The sequence below is a fragment of the Massilia sp. Masssp94 genome, assembly GCF_059491305.1.
On record NZ_CP168501.1, the window covers coordinates 2,191,073 to 2,210,395 of the forward strand.

Annotated in this window: 14 protein-coding genes; 4 read left to right on the forward strand and 10 right to left on the reverse strand. The window is 66.6% G+C overall.

Annotated elements, in window-relative coordinates:
• Nucleotides 1–57: 57 nt before the first annotated feature.
• From ACEN9G_RS09625 to ACEN9G_RS09635, 3 genes are all read left to right on the forward strand, one after another.
• On the forward strand, nucleotides 58–1,332 hold the full coding sequence (locus ACEN9G_RS09625; protein ID WP_413337780.1) for a putative Na+/H+ antiporter: 1,275 nt from the start codon (nucleotides 58–60) through the stop codon (nucleotides 1,330–1,332).
• Nucleotides 1,333–1,355: 23 nt separating this feature from the next.
• A complete protein-coding gene (locus ACEN9G_RS09630) occupies nucleotides 1,356–2,831 on the forward strand; it encodes an alanine/glycine:cation symporter family protein (protein WP_413337781.1) in 1,476 nt (491 codons plus the stop codon).
• A gap of 98 nt (nucleotides 2,832–2,929) precedes the next feature.
• Nucleotides 2,930–4,546 (forward strand): ATP-binding protein, encoded by a 1,617-nt coding sequence (locus ACEN9G_RS09635; protein ID WP_413337782.1) that lies wholly within the window; start codon nucleotides 2,930–2,932, stop codon nucleotides 4,544–4,546.
• Here the strand turns inward: ACEN9G_RS09635 and ACEN9G_RS09640 are convergent.
• Nucleotides 4,521–5,987 (reverse strand): FAD-binding oxidoreductase, encoded by a 1,467-nt coding sequence (locus ACEN9G_RS09640; RefSeq protein ID WP_413337783.1) that lies wholly within the window; start codon nucleotides 5,985–5,987, stop codon nucleotides 4,521–4,523. The genes ACEN9G_RS09635 and ACEN9G_RS09640 overlap by 26 nt on opposite strands.
• A gap of 169 nt (nucleotides 5,988–6,156) precedes the next feature.
• On the opposite strand from ACEN9G_RS09640, the gene ACEN9G_RS09645 reads away from it, so the two are divergent.
• The gene (locus ACEN9G_RS09645) at nucleotides 6,157–7,290 is read left to right on the forward strand and encodes a right-handed parallel beta-helix repeat-containing protein (RefSeq protein WP_413337784.1); all 1,134 of its coding nucleotides are present in this window, start codon (nucleotides 6,157–6,159) and stop codon (nucleotides 7,288–7,290) included.
• Nucleotides 7,291–7,299: 9 nt separating this feature from the next.
• On the opposite strand, the gene ACEN9G_RS09650 is transcribed toward ACEN9G_RS09645, so the two are convergent.
• From ACEN9G_RS09650 to ACEN9G_RS09690, 9 genes are all read right to left on the reverse strand, one after another.
• Nucleotides 7,300–7,809: a nuclear transport factor 2 family protein gene (locus ACEN9G_RS09650; protein ID WP_413337785.1), complete on the reverse strand. Its 510-nt coding sequence runs from the start codon at nucleotides 7,807–7,809 to the stop codon at nucleotides 7,300–7,302.
• Nucleotides 7,810–7,834: 25 nt separating this feature from the next.
• Nucleotides 7,835–8,473, reverse strand: a complete 639-nt coding sequence (locus tag ACEN9G_RS09655; RefSeq protein ID WP_413337786.1) for a DUF3313 family protein — start codon at nucleotides 8,471–8,473, stop codon at nucleotides 7,835–7,837.
• 97 nt (nucleotides 8,474–8,570) lie between these two features.
• A complete protein-coding gene (gene tagF / locus ACEN9G_RS09660) occupies nucleotides 8,571–9,188 on the reverse strand; it encodes a type VI secretion system-associated protein TagF (RefSeq protein WP_413337787.1) in 618 nt (205 codons plus the stop codon).
• Entirely contained in the window at nucleotides 9,185–12,709 is a 3,525-nt protein-coding gene (gene tssM / locus ACEN9G_RS09665; RefSeq protein WP_413337788.1) for a type VI secretion system membrane subunit TssM, read from the reverse strand. Before tssM ends, tagF begins: the two co-directional genes overlap by 4 nt.
• Before the next feature lie 19 nt (nucleotides 12,710–12,728).
• Nucleotides 12,729–14,036, reverse strand: a complete 1,308-nt coding sequence (locus tag ACEN9G_RS09670; RefSeq protein ID WP_483126605.1) for a DotU family type VI secretion system protein — start codon at nucleotides 14,034–14,036, stop codon at nucleotides 12,729–12,731.
• Nucleotides 14,037–14,057: 21 nt separating this feature from the next.
• Nucleotides 14,058–15,389: a type VI secretion system baseplate subunit TssK gene (tssK, locus tag ACEN9G_RS09675; RefSeq protein ID WP_413345482.1), complete on the reverse strand. Its 1,332-nt coding sequence runs from the start codon at nucleotides 15,387–15,389 to the stop codon at nucleotides 14,058–14,060.
• Between the two features lie 36 nt (nucleotides 15,390–15,425).
• Nucleotides 15,426–16,880 carry a type VI secretion system-associated FHA domain protein TagH gene (gene tagH, locus ACEN9G_RS09680; protein ID WP_483126606.1) on the reverse strand — a complete coding sequence of 485 codons (1,455 nt, stop codon included), beginning with the start codon at nucleotides 16,878–16,880 and terminating at the stop codon, nucleotides 15,426–15,428.
• A gap of 44 nt (nucleotides 16,881–16,924) precedes the next feature.
• Nucleotides 16,925–18,400 (reverse strand): serine/threonine-protein kinase, encoded by a 1,476-nt coding sequence (locus tag ACEN9G_RS09685; RefSeq protein ID WP_413338461.1) that lies wholly within the window; start codon nucleotides 18,398–18,400, stop codon nucleotides 16,925–16,927.
• Nucleotides 18,401–18,414: 14 nt separating this feature from the next.
• Nucleotides 18,415–19,293 (reverse strand): c-type heme family protein, encoded by an 879-nt coding sequence (locus ACEN9G_RS09690; protein ID WP_413338463.1) that lies wholly within the window; start codon nucleotides 19,291–19,293, stop codon nucleotides 18,415–18,417.
• Nucleotides 19,294–19,323: the final 30 nt, after the last annotated feature.

The window sequence follows — 19,323 nt, forward strand, 5'->3', positions numbered from 1 at the left end:
TCGGCGTGACAGGTGTTACGCGCTGGTCGGGCCGCCACGCGGCCTTGTCACGACCCTATGCTTATACCCACGACCCTGCAAATGATCGGTGCCGCGCTGTTCGGCGTGGCCGTCCTCCACACCTTCTCCGTCAAGTATTTCGAGCGCCTCGCGCGCACGCACCCGCGCCATGCCGGCATCTGGCATCTGCTCGGCGAAGTGGAAGTCGTGTTCGGGTTCTGGGCGATGGTGCTGATGCTGTTCATGTTCGGCGTCGCCGGCCGCCACGAGTCCGTGGCGTACCTCGAGTCGCGCAACTTCACGGAGCCGATGTTCGTGTTCGCGATCATGGTCGTGGCGGGCAGCCGGCCGATCCTCGATTTCGCCCACCTGCTCGTGCGCACCGGCGCGCGCCTGCTGCCGCTGCCGCGGACGATGGCGCTGTGCTTCGTCGTGCTGTCCCTCGTGCCGCTGCTGGGCGCCTTCATCACCGAACCGGCCGCGATGACGCTGGCGGCCCTGCTGCTGCGCGACGGCGTGTTCGCGCGCAAAACGGGAGCACGTGATACGGGCCCGCGCCTGAAATACGCCATTCTCGGCGTCCTGTTCGTCAACGTCTCCATCGGCGGCACCCTGACGCCGTTCGCCGCGCCGCCCGTGCTGATGGTCGCGTCCACGTGGGGCTGGAACCTCGGCTTCATGCTGCAGACTTTCGGCTGGAAGTCCGCGCTGGCCGTCGTGACGAACACGATCCTGCTGCTCGTCGTGTTCCGGCGCTCCTTCCTCGCGCTGGGCGATGCGGCGGATGCCGTGGCCGATCCCGTGCCGCTGCCGGTCATCGCGATGCACCTGCTGTTCCTCGTGCTGATCGTCGTCTTCGCCCATCATCCGCAAGTCTTCATGGGCATCTTCCTGTTCTTCCTCGGCTTCACGGCCGCCTACCAGCGCTACCAGGACAACCTGATCCTGCGCGAGGCGCTGCTCGTCGCCTTCTTCCTGGCCGGCCTCGTCGTGCTGGGCGGCCTGCAGGCCTGGTGGCTCGCGCCGCTGCTGACCAGCATGAGCGCCGACGCCGTGTTCTTCGGCACCACCGCGCTCACGGCCATCACCGACAATGCCGCCCTCACCTACCTCGGCGCCCAGGTGCCCGGTCTCAGCCTCGCGTACAAGACCGCCCTCGTCGGCGGCGCGGTCGCGGGCGGTGGCCTGACCTTGATCGCCAACGCGCCCAACCCGGCCGGCGCCGCGATCCTGAGAGACAGCTTTCCCGACCGCGCGATCAGTCCCCTCGGGCTGCTCGCCGCCGCAACACCGCCCACGCTGATCGCGGTGGCGGCCCTGCACTTCCTCTGATCCCTGACCTGGAGACGCAAGCAATGAACGACCTGGTGAACGCCATCAACGGCATCGTATGGAGCCCGGCCCTGATCGCCCTGTGCCTGGGCGCCGGCCTGTATTTTTCGGTGCGCTCGCGCTTCCTGCAGTTGCGTCATCTACGGGAGATGGTGCGCCTCATGATGGAAGGGAAAAGCTCGGCCGAAGGCGTATCGTCGTTCCAGGCGCTGGCCATGACGCTGGCCGGCCGCGTCGGCACCGGCAACATCGCGGGCGTCGCGACGGCCATCACGTTCGGCGGCCCCGGCGCCGTGTTCTGGATGTGGGCCGTGGCCTTCCTGGGCGCGAGCTCCGCGTTCGTCGAGTCCACGCTCGGCCAGGTCTACAAGGAGCAAATCCACCGCGAGTTCCGCGGCGGGCCCGCGTTCTACATCGAGAAGGGCCTGGGCATGAAGTGGTATGCGTGGATCTTCGCCGTCGTCACCGTGTTCGCCACCGGCGTGCTGCTGCCGGGCGTGCAGGCGAATTCGATCGCGGAAGGCCTGCGCAACGCCACCGGCATCGACGCCAACGTCACCGCCGCGCTGCTCGCCATCGCCCTCGGCTTCATCATCTTCGGCGGCGTCAAGCGCATCGCCCACTTCGCCGAAATCGTCGTGCCGTTCATGGCGCTCGCGTACATCATCGTCGCCTGCGTCATCATCTTCCTGAACTGGCAGCAGCTGCCGGACGTGCTCTCGCTGATCTTCAGCTCGGCCTTCGGCCTCGATGCCGGCTTCGGCGCCATCGTCGGCATGGCGATCCAGTGGGGCGTCAAGCGCGGCGTGTATTCGAACGAAGCGGGCCAGGGCACCGGACCGCACGCCTCGTCCGCCGCGGAAGTCAGCCATCCGGCCAAGCAGGGCCTCGTGCAAGGCTTCTCGGTCTACATCGACACGCTGTTCGTGTGCTCGGCGACGGCCTTCATGCTGCTGATTACCGGCCAGTACAACGTCGAAGGCCCGGACGGCACCGCGATCCACACGGGCGTCCACGGCGTCGCGTCGGGTCCGGGCTATGTGCAGACGGCGCTGGAAAACGTGATGCCGGGCTTCGGCTCGCTGTTCGTCGCCCTCGCCCTGCTGTTCTTCGCGTTCACGACGATCGTTGCCTATTACTACATCGCCGAAACCAATATCGCGTACATCAACCGCACCGTGCACCGCCCATGGATGACGCTCGTGCTCAAGGTCTGCATGATCGGCGCGACCGTGTACGGCTCGGTGAAGACGGCCGACGTGGCGTGGGCGCTGGGCGACCTGGGCGTCGGCCTGATGGCCTGGCTGAACATCGCCGCGATCCTGCTGCTGCGTAACGTGGCCTTCAAATGCCTGCGCGACTACGAAGCGCAGCGCGCGGCGGGCAAGGATCCCGAATTCGATCCGGCCGCTCTGGGCATCGAGCGCGCCGATTACTGGGTCAAGCGGGCTGCCGGCCGCCGCCAGCAAGGCACGGAGACGGTCGCGGCCAAGGTGTGAACAGATCGTCATCGATTTGGCGCGTGAGTGTGGCTATTTGTCCCAATGCGTCGAAACCATTTGTAATTACCGGGAGGAACCTGCAAGAATAAATTACCATGACGAAACTAAATTTCTCCGAGAGAAAAACCGAAGAGCCAGCGCTCGCAGCGCTGGCGCAAGGATTACGTCGTCTCACCGCGGACGCCAGTGTGGAGACACTGCAGCAGGAAACGGTGGCCGTTGCGGTGTCGCTGTGCGGCGCCGAGCGCGGATACTGGGCGGCCGCCGGCGAGACGGCCTGTATTGGAGACACGACCTGTTTCGCGGTCGGCGACGGCATGGTCGTGCTGGAGCATGCGCAGGCAGTCGACGCCGCGCTGCTCGACATCCTCGCCACCGCGGCGTCCATCGCGCTGACGAACGCGGCCCTGCGGGAACAGAGCCGGCAAGACCGGTCGGCGACAGGACTGGCGTTCGAACACACGCTGCTGCACACCCTCGTCGACAACATCCCCTTCCGCATCTACGCCAAGGACCGGGACAGCCGTTTCCTGTTCGGGAATAACCGCATGGCCCGCCTGGCCGGCGTCGAGACACCGCCGCAACTGATCGGCAAGACCGACTACGATTTCTTCCCGGCCGAGCTGGCGGCCAAATACTTCGCCGACGAAAAGCAGGTCATGGATTCCGGCCAGTCGCTGTTCGATTACGAGGAATTGGTCGAGGACCAGGACACGGGCGAATTGGGCTGGACCGTGACGACCAAGGTGCTGCTGCGCGGCGCGGACGGCGCGGTGAACGGCATCGTCGGCATCGGCTACGACATCACGCAGCGCAAGCAGATGGAAGAGCGCCTGCGCGAGCGCACGCAGGAACTCGAAGAGGCCAATGCGCGGCTGGAAGCGGAGAAGGAACAGCAGCAGGTCCTGATCCGCAAGCTGAGCGACATGCAGGGCCAGCTGCTGCAGTCCGAAAAAATGGCCTCGATCGGCCTGCTGGCCGCCGGCGTCGCCCACGAGATCAACAATCCGCTCGCGTTCATCAGTTCGAATTTCGGCGCGCTCGAACGCGACGCGAAAGACATCCTGAAGCTCATCAGCGCATTCGAAGGCGTCGAAGGGCTGCTGCCGGGCGACGCGCGCGCTCCGGTCGCCTTCATGAAGGAAGACATCGGGCTGGACGACATCCGCCAGGACCTCGACGCGCTGTTCGCCGAATCGCGGGAAGGCCTGCAGCGCGTAAAGCACATCGTGCAGAACCTGAAGGATTTCTCCCGGCCCGGCGGCACGGAAAAGGAAATGGCCGATCTCGAGCAGGGATTGGACAGCACCCTGAACGTGGCCTGGAACGAAATCAAGTACAAGGCGGACGTCGTCAAGGAATACGCCGGCGTCCCCGAGCTGTATTGCCTGCCCTCGCAGATCAACCAGGTCTTCCTGAACCTGCTCATCAACGCGGCCCACGCCATCGAGGGCAAGGGCACGATCATCGTGCGCACCGGCCATGACGAGAAGGTCGTCTGGGTCGAGATCGAGGACAACGGATGCGGGATCGCGCCGGCGCACCTGGATCACATCTTCGAACCCTTCTTCACGACCAAGCCCGTTGGCAAAGGGACCGGGCTCGGGCTGTCGATCGTGTACGGGATCGTGCAGGGGCATCAGGGCACGATTGGTGTGAAGAGCGAAATGGGCAAGGGAACCGTGTTCAGGGTGGCGTTGCCGCGGACGTAGCCCAGCTGCGCCGCACTGCGCCCTGTTCGGGGGCGCCCCACAACACCTTGCCGGGGTTGAGGATGTTCTGCGGATCGAACACGCGCTTGATGGCCCGCATCAGTTCCACCGCGGGCAGCCCCGCTTCCTGCACCAGGAAATCCATCTTGTGCATGCCGATGCCGTGCTCGCCCGAGCACGTGCCGTCGAGGCGGATCGCACGGGCCACCAGCCGGGCGTTGAGCAGTTCCGCGCGTTCGCGCTGCTCGGGCTGGTGCGGATCGATCAGGTAGCCGAAATGGAAGTTGCCGTCGCCGACGTGCCCGACCAGCGAATACGGCACGCCCATCTCGTCCGCTTCGCGCACCGACTCGAGCAGGCATTCCGCCAGGCGGCTGATCGGCACGCACGTGTCGGTGCTGATCGCGCGGCAGCCGGGTATCGAGGCGATGGCCGCGAAATAGGCATGGTGGCGCGCCGTCCAGAGCCGCGACCGCGCTTCGGGGTCGGTCGCCCAGGCGAACGCCGCGCCGCCGTGCTCCCCCGCCAGGGCCTCGACCGTTTCCGCCTGTTCGCGCACCGAAGCCGGCGTGCCGTGGAATTCCATCAGCAGCATCGGTTCTTCGCGCAGATCCAGCTTGCTGTACCGGTTCACCATCCGCACGGTGTTCGCGTCGATCAGCTCCATGCGCGCGATCGGAATGCCGGATTGGACGATGTCGATCGCGGCGCCCACCGCGTCGGCGATGCCCGGGAACGAGCACACGGCCGCGGACTGCGCTTCCGGCAGCGGATGCAGACGCACGACGATCTCGGTGAACACGCCGAGCGTGCCTTCGCTGCCCACCATCAGCCGGGTCAGGTCGTAGCCCGCACTGCTCTTGCGCGCACGCGTCCCGGTATGCACGATCTCGCCCGCGGCCGTGACGACCTGCAGCGCGAGCACGTTCTCGCGCATCGTGCCGTAGCGTACGGCGTTGGTGCCGCTGGCACGGGTGGCGCACATGCCGCCGATCGACGCGTCCGCGCCCGGATCCACGGGGAAGAACAGCCCCGTGCCCTTGAGGGCCTGGTTCAGCTGCATCCGCGTCACACCCGGCTGCACGGTGGCCGTCATGTCCGCGGTATCGATGGCGAGCACGCGGTTCATGCGGCTCACGTCCAGGCTGATGCCGCCCCGTACCGCCAGCAGATGACCTTCCAGCGACGACCCCGCGCCGAACGGGATCACCGGCACCGCGTACCGGCCCGCCAACGCGAGCAGCGCCTGGACGTCCGCGACGTCCTCGGCGAACACCACCGCGTCCGGCGGATTCACGTCCACGAACGACGATTCGTCGCGGCCATGCTGTTCGCGCACCGCGGCGGCGGTCGAGCAACGGGGGCCGAAGCGGGCTTGCAGTTCGGCTAATAACGGTGCCGGCAGGCCCTGGTCCGGGGCTGGGGTCATACGGTCATTCATTCCAAATTCCTGGTGATGTTGGTGTGTTCGGAAAGATTGTCTCACTACCCGGCGATTTCTTTCTTGAAGGATTGCTACGCCACAGAAATTTTTCGCCAAAAAAAGTGAACTTAGGAAGTTTCCCTGCCTCAAAGCTTACTCATTAACTTGCTGAGCCAGGCTTCTCCCGATGAAAAAAACCACTGTTTTCGCTTCCAACATCCGTGCAAACGTTCTCCTGTCCTGCGGCGCCGTCGTGCTGCTCGCAGCGGCCCCGATGGCTTCCGCCGTCGCCAAGGATTTGTATGTCTCCACAACCGGCTCCGACTCGAATCCCGGAACGCAAACCGCGCCGGTGAAGTCGATCGCGCGTGCCGATGCGCTCGCAAGCGCCGGCACCGTCATCCACGTTGCCGCAGGCACGTATCGGGTCTCCGCGCCCGCGCTGGACAACGCCGGCATCAAGACGAGCAAGAGCGGTACCGCAACCGCCCGCATCAAGTTCGTCTCGGACGTGAAATGGGGGGCGAAGATCATCGTGTCGGGCACCGGTATCACGTGGGATTCGCGCGGCAGCTATGTCGATATCGACGGTTTCGACATCTCCGGCTCGGGCCGTCACGGCATCCTGGCCGCCGGCGCGAACCTCACGATGACCAACAACTTCATCCATGACCTGACCATCAGCGGCGGTTGCAACGGCAGCGGCGGCGCGGCCATCGATACCTATGGCCCGGTCGGCGGTGTCGCCATCGACCGCAACGTGGTGCGCAACATCGGTGCTTCGATGATCGGCAAGTGCAATACCGTGCAGGGCATCTACATCGCGAACGCAAACAATGTCGTCACGAACAACCTCGTCTCGGGCGTTGCCATGGCCGGCATTCAACAATGGCACGGCGCGACCGCGTCGACGATCGTCAACAACACGGTCTTCCGCAGCAAGGACGGTATCCTGCTGGGCCAGGGCGATGCCGGCACGACCACGGGTTCGGCCAACAACTACGTCGCCAACAACGTCGTGTATGACAACACGACCTACGGCATCGTCGAACTGGGCAAGATGGCCGGTAACAACCGTTATGTGAACAACCTGGTGGCAAAAAGCGGCACCGCCATGCGCGTGGCGGGTAGCGTCAGCGGCACGATTTCGTCGGATCCGCTGTTCGTGGCCTACCAGGCCAACGGCACCGGCAACTATCGCCTGTCGAGCAGTTCGCCGGCGATCGACCGCGGTACGTCGACGTCGGCACCTCGAGTCGACCTGATGCTGGTGGCACGCCCCCGTGGCGCGGCCGTCGATATCGGCGCCTACGAGTTCTAAGACGGCTCTTTACTTCGCTGGCGCGGGCGCGTCGACGTGCTCGTAACTGAAAATGCGTGAGATGCGCCACTGCTTCCCCTGCAAGAGCATCAGATGCGAAAAGTTCGCATGCCCCGCCAGCGTCTCGGGTGCGCCCGCAGGCCGCGCATAGAACCGATGTTCGCCGGTGACGATCGCGCCATACAGCGTCTCGCCCTGGCGCATCGGGAAAAAGCGGATCGTTCCCGGCACGGCTTCACGACGCAATTTGACCGGCGCGCTCTTCATGCCGTCGTTCACCGCGGACAGCGCCTTCTTGCCGATTACCTTGCCGCCACGGTCGTGATAGAACTCGACGTCCGACGCCAGCCAGGCGTTCATGCCATCCGGATCGGCGCGGTTATAGGCTTCCCAATAGGCCTTGTCGGCGGCCCGTGCACCGGCATCCCACGCGGTATCGGCGGCCGGATGGGCCAGCGCGGCGGTGGATACCATGGCAAGCATGGCGATGGATGTCGATACTAGACCGTGCACGAACATGAATCCTCCGGTAAGAATCCATGAATTATAGCTGTGCAGTATTCACGGGCGTTGTATCCCGCCACGCGCCATCGATACGCTCGATGCACGTCGCGATCGCCGCCTTGGCGTGACCGAGCACGGTATATGAGGCGAAGAATTCGGTGAGGACGTTGCCGTGATCGAAGCAGGTCGCCGCGCCAATGCGGCGGCCGGTGCTGTCGTCGACGGCTTCGAACTCCAGGCTCGCGCCGCCGGTTGTGACAGGACCGACCAGCAGCAGCGTCATCGCGTTGACCATCCGATTGGGTGTTTGGAGTTCGGTCACCGCCACGCGCAGCCGTACCCGGCCTGCCGCGCCTGGCGCCGCCGGGATCTTGCTCACCTGACGATGCAGTTCGGCGTCGACATAATCCAGGACTTCGCGCTGTTGCGCGTCGTCGAGCCCTTCGATGCGGCCGGAACTTGTCTTGATCAACGGATGTTCCACCACGACTTCGGCGTAACGGCCCGGGTCGAAGCCGGGCTCGCGGAACATCAATACATGCTCGTATCGCGTCGGCGCAAGCGTCTCATACGTATCGAGGAATCCCGAGCGCGTCATGCCGTTCGTCGCGCACCCGGAAAGCACTCCCGCTATGCACAGCAACATTCCGCCGCGGATTGATGCGCTTTGCTTGTTCATGGATGGACTCCTCAATCAAACCGGATATACGGTTTGATAATTTTGCTCGTCCACCCTTGGCGGCAGTTGGGGCGCCTCAAGGGAACCACTCAACGGTTCAATGCCGGGTACCGTCCAACATCGCTGCAAATCCTTGCGCTCGCGGCATCCCGGCACACGTGAGCATCGTCGGTTCAACGCCCGGCGAACCCGCCGTCCACCACAGGCTATGGCCTTGCAACGCCGCCGCGGCGATACGCTCGCCCACGTTCTCGTCCAGCGCAAAACGCCATGTGCCATTCACCGGCACAGGCTGCGCATCCTTCGCCACCCCAGGCTCCGGCATGCCATCGAACTGCGCCAGCCCGAACGCCGGGTCCAGCGACGCCCGCGCCAGATCCTCGAGCGCGTCGTACCAGGCCACATGCTTGTGAAACCAGTCCAGCAACGGCGGCGCACCGACAGCACCGATCATCAGCGGAAAGTAGCGCCCGACGCGATCCACGCTCGGCATCATCACGCCGCCCAATCCTTCCGGCCCAAGCACCCCGGGTGAAATCGCAAACCGCCACACCGGACTGGTGAGATAGTGATTCAACCACTGATCCCCGAGCTGCTGCTGGCTCGCATGAATGCACTGCTGCAGCCACGCATCCCAGGCCGCAGCCAGCCCGTCCGGCAGCCCGCGCGACACGAAGTCACCGAGCGTGGAGACCTTGCCGAAGTACCCGGTCACAGCTTGTCCACGCAGCGGAACTGTTCCAGCACGGCGCGGCGGAACGGGTTGACGACGCTGCTCGCGGTCAGTTCCAGCGCGGCCTTGCGGCCATCGGCATCGAACGTGACCTTGTAGCGCTCGCCCTGCGCGGTCGGTTCGACCGTCGCCTTGTCGAGCATGCGGAACCACGCCCACGGGCCTTCCGTGTGCAGCGAGCCATGCGCGCTCGCGGGCGTGACGTCGAGACGTACCTGCCCGCTGCCCTTCCCGCTCGGCAGCTGGAACGATGCCGGCGCCAGTGCGCCCGGCGCCGCGGTCAGGGCCTGGCCGTCGATGTCGAGCACGAACTTCGTGATGGCCGGGTCGAGCGCCACCGGCTTCAGGTCGAAGCGCATCGAGGCCTGGCGGCCGCCGTTCGCGAAGAACGCGTCGCGGATTTTTGCCGCGCGCTGGAATTCGTCGAGCGTGGATTGCGGGATGCCGAGCGTGCCGTCGTTCGCGGTCGCGCGCCAGCGCCATTGGGCGCCGCCCATGTCGACGTATTGCGCGAGGTTCTTCGCGAAGAAGTCGTCGATCAGGCCACCCGGCGCGAACATGCGGCCGAAGTCGTCGGCGGTGACATCCTGCGCGGCGGACTTCACGATCGGGTAGCGGCCCGCGACGGCCTGGCGGCAGAACTGCGCCGGGCCCGCGGTCCACAAGGCGTTCAAGCGTTCGCGTTCGCTGCCGGACGTGAGGCCCGCGCCGCCGTTGTCGATCGACTTCAGCATCGTTCCCAGCGGGGCCGGCTTGCCGTCCGCTTCCAGCTTCACTTTCGCGAGCGCGTCGCCCGGCGGCGGCGGTGCGCCCGTGCGCTTGGCGGCGGCGGCGCTGTCCAGGTAGACGGCGACGTCCTTCAGCATGCCCAGCGACTGGTCCAGCGGCGACGGCGTCCCCATCGTCATCTTGTGCAGGTCTTCGAAGTGCGCGTCGACCGGGTTCGCGGCCTTCACCGGTGCGGCGGGCGCGGCATCGTCCGTGCTGGCCATCGCGCTTTCCAGCTTCTTCTTGTAGGCGTCCAGCTTGCCCCTGACGGCGGCCGTGACCGATGCGGCCATGGGTGCCTTGGTGCCGCCCAGCGTCGTCTCCTTGCTGGCCGCGACGAGGAATTTACGCATCGGCGACTCCGCGCCGGACAGCAAATTGGTGATGCGCGCGCCCTGCTCCAGCGTCCCGAACGGACGCAGGCTCACGTCGGCCAGCAGCGCATCCCATTGCGCGATGTAGTCGTCGTAGTACAGGCGCAGCACGGCCTGGCGGACCTGGTCGCGGTTGCCGGCCTGCGTCGCTTCCTGCTGCGCGAGCACCCAGCGTTCCTTCTCGACGTCGTCGACGGCTTCGTTGCTCGTCTCGAGGAATCGCGCGTAGCCGGCGGGCGAGTACATGCCGTTCACGCCGCGCGTGATCGGCTCTCCGCTCTTGCGGACGAAGACGTTCGCGGCTTCGCGTCCGCCCGCGCTGGCGGGGCTGAATTCCGGCAGTTTCTCGCGCATCAGCTGGCGCTTCAGGCGGTTGTAGACGCGCTGTTCGAGCGGCATGCGCGCCAGCGTCAATCGCGTATCGCTGATCAGTTGCGGATCCAGCCGCGGCATCGCCTGGCCGTCGCGGAAGTTTTCCATCAGCGCCAGCTCGTGCGCGGCCAGCGCCGCTTTTTGATCGTCGTTCGCGTCCTTCAGGTTGCGCGCATCGTCCAGCGCGGCCCACGCGGCGACGGATTCGGCGTCGAAGTGGCTCGCGTCGCCCAGCATCAGATAGACGCGCAGCACTTCGTACAGGTACTCGGGACTGTTGGCCGCGCTCCTGCGCAGCTGGTCTTCCATGCGCTGCTGCAGGCGCGGCAGCAGCGTGTCCTGCAGCACCTTGCGGTAGGCGATGCGCGCGGCCTCGCCCAGCTTGTCGCCCTGGTACAGGCCGAAGCGGTTCAAAAGAGGCGCGCCCTTGTCGCGGTCGTCGTAGCCGCCCGGCAGCGTGCGCAAGGCGTCCAGCACGGGCAGCAGTTGCACCGTCGATCCCTGCGCGGGCAATGCCGCCACCTGCTTGGCGATGTCCGCCGATTTCGCTTCCATGTCGGCGACGTACGCGCGGTTGCGCACATAGCTCGTGATCATGCCGGCCCCCAGCAGTACGAAGGCGACGGCGATTGCCGCAACCGCGCCCCACTGGATCACGCGCCGGCGCTTCTCCAGCGCGTGGTTCACGCCGGCCAGTTCGGCCTCGGGGAAGATCACCTGCTGCAGCAGGTTCGTGATGAAGTAGCTGCGGCCGCTGGCGGCGTTCGGCGCCAGCGCTTGTCTCTCCAGGCCGAAGGACGCGGCCATCGCACTCATCACGCGGTCCAGCGGGCTGCCTTCCTGCGTGCCGCTGCTGAAGTACACGCCGCGCAGCAGCGCCTGGCGTTCGTAGCGGTTCGATGCGAACACGTCGTCCAGGAAGCGTTTCAACACGTCCTCGATGCCCGCGAACTGCTGCGGGAAGCTGTAGACCAGCGCGCGCTTGTGCGGATCGCGCTCCTGCTGCATGCGCGCCAGCACGCGCTCCTGCAGGCGCTGTTCCAGCTGCTCGAATTCGGCGGGGAACGCGGCCAGCGCGGCGTCGCCATCCATGCCGTCCTGCAGCGGGAACGTCATGCCCCACACCTGCGCGCGTTCCTCGCGGCCCAGCGCATCGAAGAATTCGACGAAGCCGCCCAGCAGGTCGCACTTCGTCACGAGCACGTAGACCGGAAAGCGCACGCCCAATTGATCATGCAGTTCCTTCAGGCGGTCGCGGATCGCTTGCGCATTTGCTCGACCTTCTGCTTCCGTGTCCTGCAGCAGGTCGCGTAGGGGCACGGTGACGATCACGCCGTTGATGGGACGGCGGCGGCGGTATTTTTTCAGCAGTTGCAGGAAGCCCGTCCATGCGGCCTTGTCGGCGCCCGCGTTGCTGTCCTGCGTCGTGTAGCGGCCGGCCGTATCGAGCAGTACGGCGTCGTCCGTGAACCACCAGTCGCAGTTGCGCGTGCCGCCCACGCCTTTGACGCCGCCTTTGCCCAGCGCGTCCGCGAGCGGGAATTTCAGGCCGGATTGCGTCAGCGCCGTCGTCTTGCCGCTGCCCGGCGCGCCGATGAACATGTACCACGGCAGCTGGTACAGGCCGCCCTTGCCGCCCGTCTTCGCCTTCTTCAGGATCGCGATGGCGTCCTGCATGCGCTTGTTCAGCTGCGCCACTTCGGCGGCGCCTTCCTCGGGTGCGGGCGCGGACTTCGCATCCTCGCCGGCCACGCTCTTCATCAGTTCGCGGTTGGCGCGCCACGCCTTGAACCAGCGCCAGCCCAGCCAGCCGGCCCACAGCGCGAAGACGATAAGGATGAAGGTCCAGCGCACCGTCTCCGATGCGAACGGATAATGGCCGTCGTAGGACACCAACGGTAACTCGAACCAGATGACCAGCGCGAGCAGCAGCGCGCCCAGGAAGGCCAGCACGGCGGGCTTGATCAGCCAGGTGAAGAACTTTTTCATTGCGGTTGTCGTGTTGGTCTCAAGGTGCGGTGGCAGGCGTCAGCAGGACGATCTCCACGCGGCGGTTGCGCGAGCGGCCGGCCGGCGTGTCGTTCGACGCGAGCGGTTCGGAGTCGCCGCGGCCCTCCACGCTGTAGCGCGCTTCCGGGCCGGCGCGTTCGGCCAGCAGGTCGCGCACGGCGGTCGCGCGGGCCTTCGAGAGTTCGTAATTGGACGGGAAGCGCGCCGACAGGCCGGGTTTCGTATTGTCCGTGTGGCCCACGACGATCACCTTGCCGGACACGGTCTTCAGCGCGTCGCCGATGCGGCCCAGCAGGCCGAGGTATGCCCCGGAGACGTCGCCGCTGCCCGATGCGAACACGCCGTCGCCGCGCAGGGTGACGACGGAGCGGTCGGCGCTGTCGACGACGGTGACGAGGCCTTGCGCGATTTCCGGTGCGAGGAAGCCGGCCAGGCGCGGCACGGCCGGTGCCGGAGCGGCAGGCGTCGCGACCGGCGGCGGCGCCGTCTTCAGCGACAGCAGGTTCGCGAACACCGGATCGGACGCATTGCCCAGGCGATGGCCGAGGAACAGCTGCAGCAGGATCAGGATGACCGCGGCGCCGGCGGCCATGATCCACACGGGGACCATGCGCCACAGCGGCTCGCCCTTGCCAGTGGCGCCCTTCCAGTGCGGCGACAGCTCGGTTTCGACGGGCGTCTTCTGCTGTGCGATCAGCTGCTGCAGGCGTTCGCGCAGCGCGTCCAGCTGGCTGCGGCCGTTGTCGATGACGCGGTAGCGCCCTTCCAGGCCAAGCGCGAGGCACAGATACATCAGCTCCAGCGCATCGACGTTGTCCTTCGGCGCCTGCGACAGCTTCTGCAGGATCAGGAAGAACTTCTCGCCGCCGAACGCCTCGTTGTGGAACGCGACGAGCAGGCTGCGGCTGGCCCACACGCCGCCACCGCCCCACGGCGTCGACGAGATGGTCTCGTCCAGCAGGGTGCACAGCGCATAGCGGGCGGCCGCGATCTGGTCGTGGTTCACGTGCGCGGCCTTGGCGCTGGTCTCGAACGTCTTGATCGCCTGGATCAGCTGCATGCGCAGCGCTTCCACGTCCGGATGCGACGCCATGCGGCGCAGCGGCGGCACGAGGTCGAGCAGCGGATTCGCGGCGCGCACGAGCGGATTCAGGCCCACGCCGTGCAGTTGCGCCGGTGCGCCGGCGGATTGGGGACGCGGCGGCTCGGCAGCCGGCGGCTGGCTGGGGGCCGTGCGGCGCCCGCCGGGTGCGGGCACCAGCACGGTGCGGTCGGGGTCCTGCATGGGGTTCGTTGGATCGCTCAAGCGGTCCTCCTGCTCATTTGCTTATTTGCGGATGGCCCAGAACTCCATCTGCAGGCCCGGGTACTCGTTCGGGATGTGCATCGCGAAGCCGACGGAGTTCTGCAGCTGGGTCCAGTGCTCGCCCGCCTTGTCGAGTTCAAAATACGTGTAGCCGGCGTGGAACGGCAGCTGGCGCGGCGCCACGGGCAGCGCGCGCAGGGCGATGCCCGGCAGCTGCAGGTTGACCAGGTCGCGGATCTTTTCGATCGACCCGATCTTGACCATGGCCGGGAAGCCGCTGCGCACGGCTTCCGGCGGCATGTGCGCGTTCACCGCGAGCACGAACGTCGCGGTGCGCAGCAATTCCTTGTCCGGCACGACGGCCACGCGGATGCCGAACTGGCGCTCTTCCAGCGCGAGCGCGACGGCGCGCGGGTCGACGACGAGCGACAGCGCCGCGCGCACGTCTTCGATCAGCGGCGCGAAGCTTTCGTTCAGCCGGTCGTGACGGTACACGGGATACGTGGCGGCGCGCTTGTCCGGCCGGCTGAACGTCGACAGTTCGCCGGCCAGCTGGGCCAGTTCCGCATACAGCCGCTCCGGATGCAGGCCCGTCATGCCGGCCAGGTGGCCGAACAGCGGCAGGCTGCGGTTCAGGAGCTGCAGCATCAGGAAGTCCGCGATCTCGGCGGCGCCGGCGACGCCGGGCTGGCTCAAACGTCCGGCCAGCGCCTGCGCACGCTGGCCCAGCAGGCCGACCAGTTCATCGGCAAAGGCCGACAGGCGCGGCGCGACGCGGAAGTCCAGGCACGGCGGGCAATACGCGGGATCGAGCACGACGCGGTTGTCCGGCCGGCGCTCGATCACGCGCGCGATGCCGAGGGTCGTGTACGCGTTGACGACGTCCTTCTCCAGCGCCACGCGCAGGCGCAGGCTGCCCACCTGCATCAGCGCGCTGTTGTCCAGGCCATTGCTGTCCATCGCCTCGTAGTCGACGGGGCGGTGGCGCGCGAAGTTGTCGGGGCCCGGATCGTCGCCGGTCTCCGCGATGCCCATGCGGCGCAGCGGCAGCGCCAGCACGATCAGCGCGTCGCGCGCATCCTCGGGGATGTCGATCGGCTGGGGCAGCGCGTCGTCCTGCGGCAGGTTCAGCGTGGTGCCGTCCGGGAGCACGGCGCTCGCCGCCAGCAACGCGAGCTTGCCCTGGGCGAGCAGTTGTTCGTCGATGACCAGCTTCGTGAAACCCCACGCGTAGGCGCGCACGCCCGCGACGCGTTGTTCGATCACGCTGTGCAGGTAGCGGTCGTGCTGTTGCAGGTGCTGGGGCTGCAGCAGCATGCCCTCCGACCAGATGACTTTACTATTCCAGGACATTCGTTGGCAGTGATTGGAGTATCGGTTGATGGGAGGTCAGCGGCGCGCCTGGCGCAGCCGCGCGACCTGTTCCTCGTAGGCCTTGCCGAACGCTTCGCCGAACAGGCGATGGAAATCGCTGTCCGCCTCAACGGCCATTTGCGTGTACAGCTCGACCAATCGGTCCCACATCTTGGCCTTGCGGTTCGCCGCGAGCATCTTGTCCATCACGGTCGGCACCTGCAGCCGCGCCTCGATGGCGGCCGGGTCGAAGCGGGCGAGCACGCCTTCCAGCGCCGCGCGCATGCCGGCCATGATCGCCAGCTCGTGCGCCTTCAGGTCGTCGAACGCGTTGGCGAACGCGCGCGCCGGCTGCATATAGCCAGGCATCGTCCCGTTGATCATCTGCGTCAGCGCGCTGTCCGCGTCCGGGAAGAATTTCAGCGGATTGTTGGCGGCGGCCGAGATCATCGTCATGTCCAGGCGGCTCTCGCGCTTGGTCATGGCACGGCCCATCAGCACGCCCATCGTGCCGGCCGTCGCTTCGCGCAGCATGGCGCCGGCCAGTTCCGCGATCTCCTCGGCGCTGCGCTTCGTGTTCAGTTCGGAGAGGCCCAGGCCGCGCATCAGGGCCTGGATCACCGGGTCGTCCGCGGCCGTGGTGCCCGGGGTGCGCGGTGCGGCTGGCACAGGTGGTGGCGGCGGCGGCGGCGGCGGCGGCGGTGGCGGCGGCGCCGCGGGCATGGGCGGCTCGGCCGGCGCGAACGCGGTTGCTTCGGCTTCCTCGACCTTCAGCGGCGCCGGCGCCGGTGCGGCCTGCACGCGCGGCGGCAGGAAGTCCGCCAGCGGATCGTAATCGTCCGGAATCGCCATGGCCATCGCCGGCGCGGCTTGCGGCTGCGGCGTTGCCACGACGGGCGGCGGCGCAAACGGCAACTGCTCCGGCGGCACGTGATCACTCTCGGCGCCGCGCCAGGCCGGTACGCTCCGTGCGGGCGCCGGTGCGAGGCTGCCGAACAGATTCAGGCCGAGCGGATCGAAGCTCGGGTTCAACGGATCGCCGCCCACGTCCAGGATGCCTGCATTGGCCAGCGAATCGTCCGGATTCATGGGCAGTTCGGGCGTGACAGCCGGCGGTGGCGGCGCAACCTGCAGCGGTGACGGCGGTGGTGCCGCAGGCATGAACGCCGTCGCCTCGCTCTCCACGCTGGCCAGCAATTGATAGTCGCCGATGGTGACGCGGTCGCCGTCTTCCAGCTGCACGGAGCGGCCGGTGCCGACGGGGCGGTCGTTGACGAGGCTCGGGTTGCTGCCGACGTCGACGAGCCAGAAGCCCTCGTCGCGGTATTCGACGCGCGCATGCAGGCGCGAGATGTACTTGCCGGGATCGTCGAGCACCAGGTCGTTGCCGGGCGCGCGGCCGATGGCGCCGCCCAGCTGGTCGAAGCGCCGCGTCAGCGCCTGGGCCGGCGCCGCGTTGCGGTACATGTAGACGCTCAGAGTGATGGGCATTGGGGTCCTGAAGGAATCGATCGATTATACAGTTGCATGGTGACTCAACTCCGCCCCACATCCTTCAAAAAGCGCGCCCGTTCCTGCGGGTCCGGCAGGTTTTCGGCCAGCAGCCGATAGAACTCGTCGGCATTGCCCGTCATCCTGGACGCGCGCTTGACCAGCACTTTCGCGATCGGGCCCACGTACAGGGCCAGCTTCATCTGCGCCGCCTCCATCTGCTCGGGGCTCAGTTGCAGCAGCGTCGGCATGCCCGTCATCTGCGTCAGTTGCGTCTTCGGCGCACCGGCCTGGCTGCGGCCGCCCATCGTGGCCAGCGTGGACAGGCCGTGCTTCTTCTTGATCTCGCGGACGCTGTCCCGGAACTGCGTGCGGCCCGCATCGGAACCGATGTGCGGCAGCAGGCGGTTGCACAAATCGTCCAGGTCGACGGCGTCGCGCGCCGCGTTCTTGAGCACCAGTTTCGCGACGGGGCCGATCTGCGTCGACAGCGCCGTCTGCAGGTCCGGGGCCAGGCCGTGCAGCCACTCCGGCGCGCTGGTCAGGCTGGAGGCGCTGCCCGTCGCCGGCATGCTCTGCGACGCGCCGGTGGGATGCGCGGGCCGCGCCGGCTCGGGCACGGCCGGGCGCTGGAACGCGAGCACGGTGCGCTCGTTGTCCTCGTCGGTGAGGGGCACGCCGCCGGTTTGCTGCATGTACGCGGCGTTCAGCGCGTCCAGGAAAGCCTGCGCGTTCGGGTAGCGGTCTTCGATGCGCTTGGCCATCGCCTTCGCGAGCACCGCGTCGAACGCGGGATTCAGCGACGGCTGGCGCTCGCTCGGGCGCGGCGGCGTCTCGTGGATGATCTGGTGCATGACGGTCGACGCCGGCCCGCTGAACGGCCGCACGCCCGTCAGCATCTGGTACAGCACGATGCCGACGGCGAACAGGTCGGAGCGGCCGTCGACGGTCTCGCCCTTGAACTGTTCGGGCGACATGTAGCTGGGGGTGCCGATCACGGCACCCACTTGCGTCAGGGTCGACGACTCGATCTTGGCGATGCCGAAGTCCGTGATCTTGACCTGTGCGTCGCCCGTGATGAGGATGTTGGCGGGCTTGATGTCGCGGTGGACGACGCCGCGCGCATGCGCGTAGTCGAGCGCGCGCAGCAACTGCGTGATGCAGGTGATGCTGGCCGCGAGGTCCATCGGCACGTCCTTGACGAGGAACGCATTGAGCGGCGTGCCGTCCACATATTCCATCGCGATGTACGTCGTGTCGGCGTACGCGCCGAAGTCGTACACGGCGACGATGTTCGGGTGCACGAGGCGCCCCGACGCCTGCGCCTCGTTGCGGAAGCGGGCGACGATGTCCTGTTCGTGCAGGCCGTCCTGCAGGCCGTCCAGCAGCTCGTGCCTGATCGTCTTGAGCGCGACCGTGCGCGCGATGTCGGCGTCGTACGCCTTGTAGACCACACCCATGGCGCCGCTGCCCAGCACGCCGTCGATGCGGTACTTGCCTATCCTGTCGATTGTTGCCATTTACTTTGTCCTGCTTACTCTTCAAGCATCTTCAGCGCGCTGTTCAGGCTCGTACGCATGCGGTTGAACGAGCGACCCAGGCCGCTGATCTCGTCATTGCCCTTGACGTCGAATTCGTCCGCCTCGAACTTGCCCATGCTGACGTCGTCCGCGACCGTCGCCAGGCGCTTGATGCGGCGCGTGACGAACAGGTGCACCATCACGTTGAGCGCGATGAAGACGGCGACGAACACGCCGAACAGCGATGCCATGAACGTCTTGAAAATCGAGTTGGCGCGCGCCAGCGGCACGGCCATCGGCACGGAGATCACCTGCGCGCCCACCACTTCGTTCAGCTTCCAGCCGAAGCCGTTGTTCGGGCCGTAGATGTCGACCATGGTCTTCGGCGCTTCGGCGGCCGTCGTGTGGCAGCCCAGGCAGACCGGGTCCTTGATCTGCAGCGGGCGCGCGATGTACAGGCTGCGGCCCGTCGCGGTATCGCGTTCGCCGACGAATTCCTTCATGTCCGGCTTGTTGCGCAGCGTCTGCACCACGTCCACTTCCCAGTCCGACGCCTTGTCGCGCAGGTTGGTCGGGTTCAGCGTCGCTTCCTTGTACGAGAAGTCCGGGTACGACTTCAGGATCACGTTCAGGTTTTCGACGGCCGAATACGACGGCACCGACTGCGGGTGGAACTCGAACTTCATCTGGTTCTTCAGCAGCGGCTGGATCTGGCTCGCGGTGTAGCCGCGCACGCTCTTGGCCGCTTCCAGCAGCAGGCGGGCGTTCTGCACGGTTTCCTCGCGCGCGCTCTCCTTGAGCAGGCGGTCCGCGACGACGCCGGCGGCGAGGAAGCCGACGGCGAAGATCGACACGAACACCAGGTTGAATTTGGCGGCGATCGAAAGTTTCATGTTGTGTTCTCCTGATTGAATTCCTGGTGG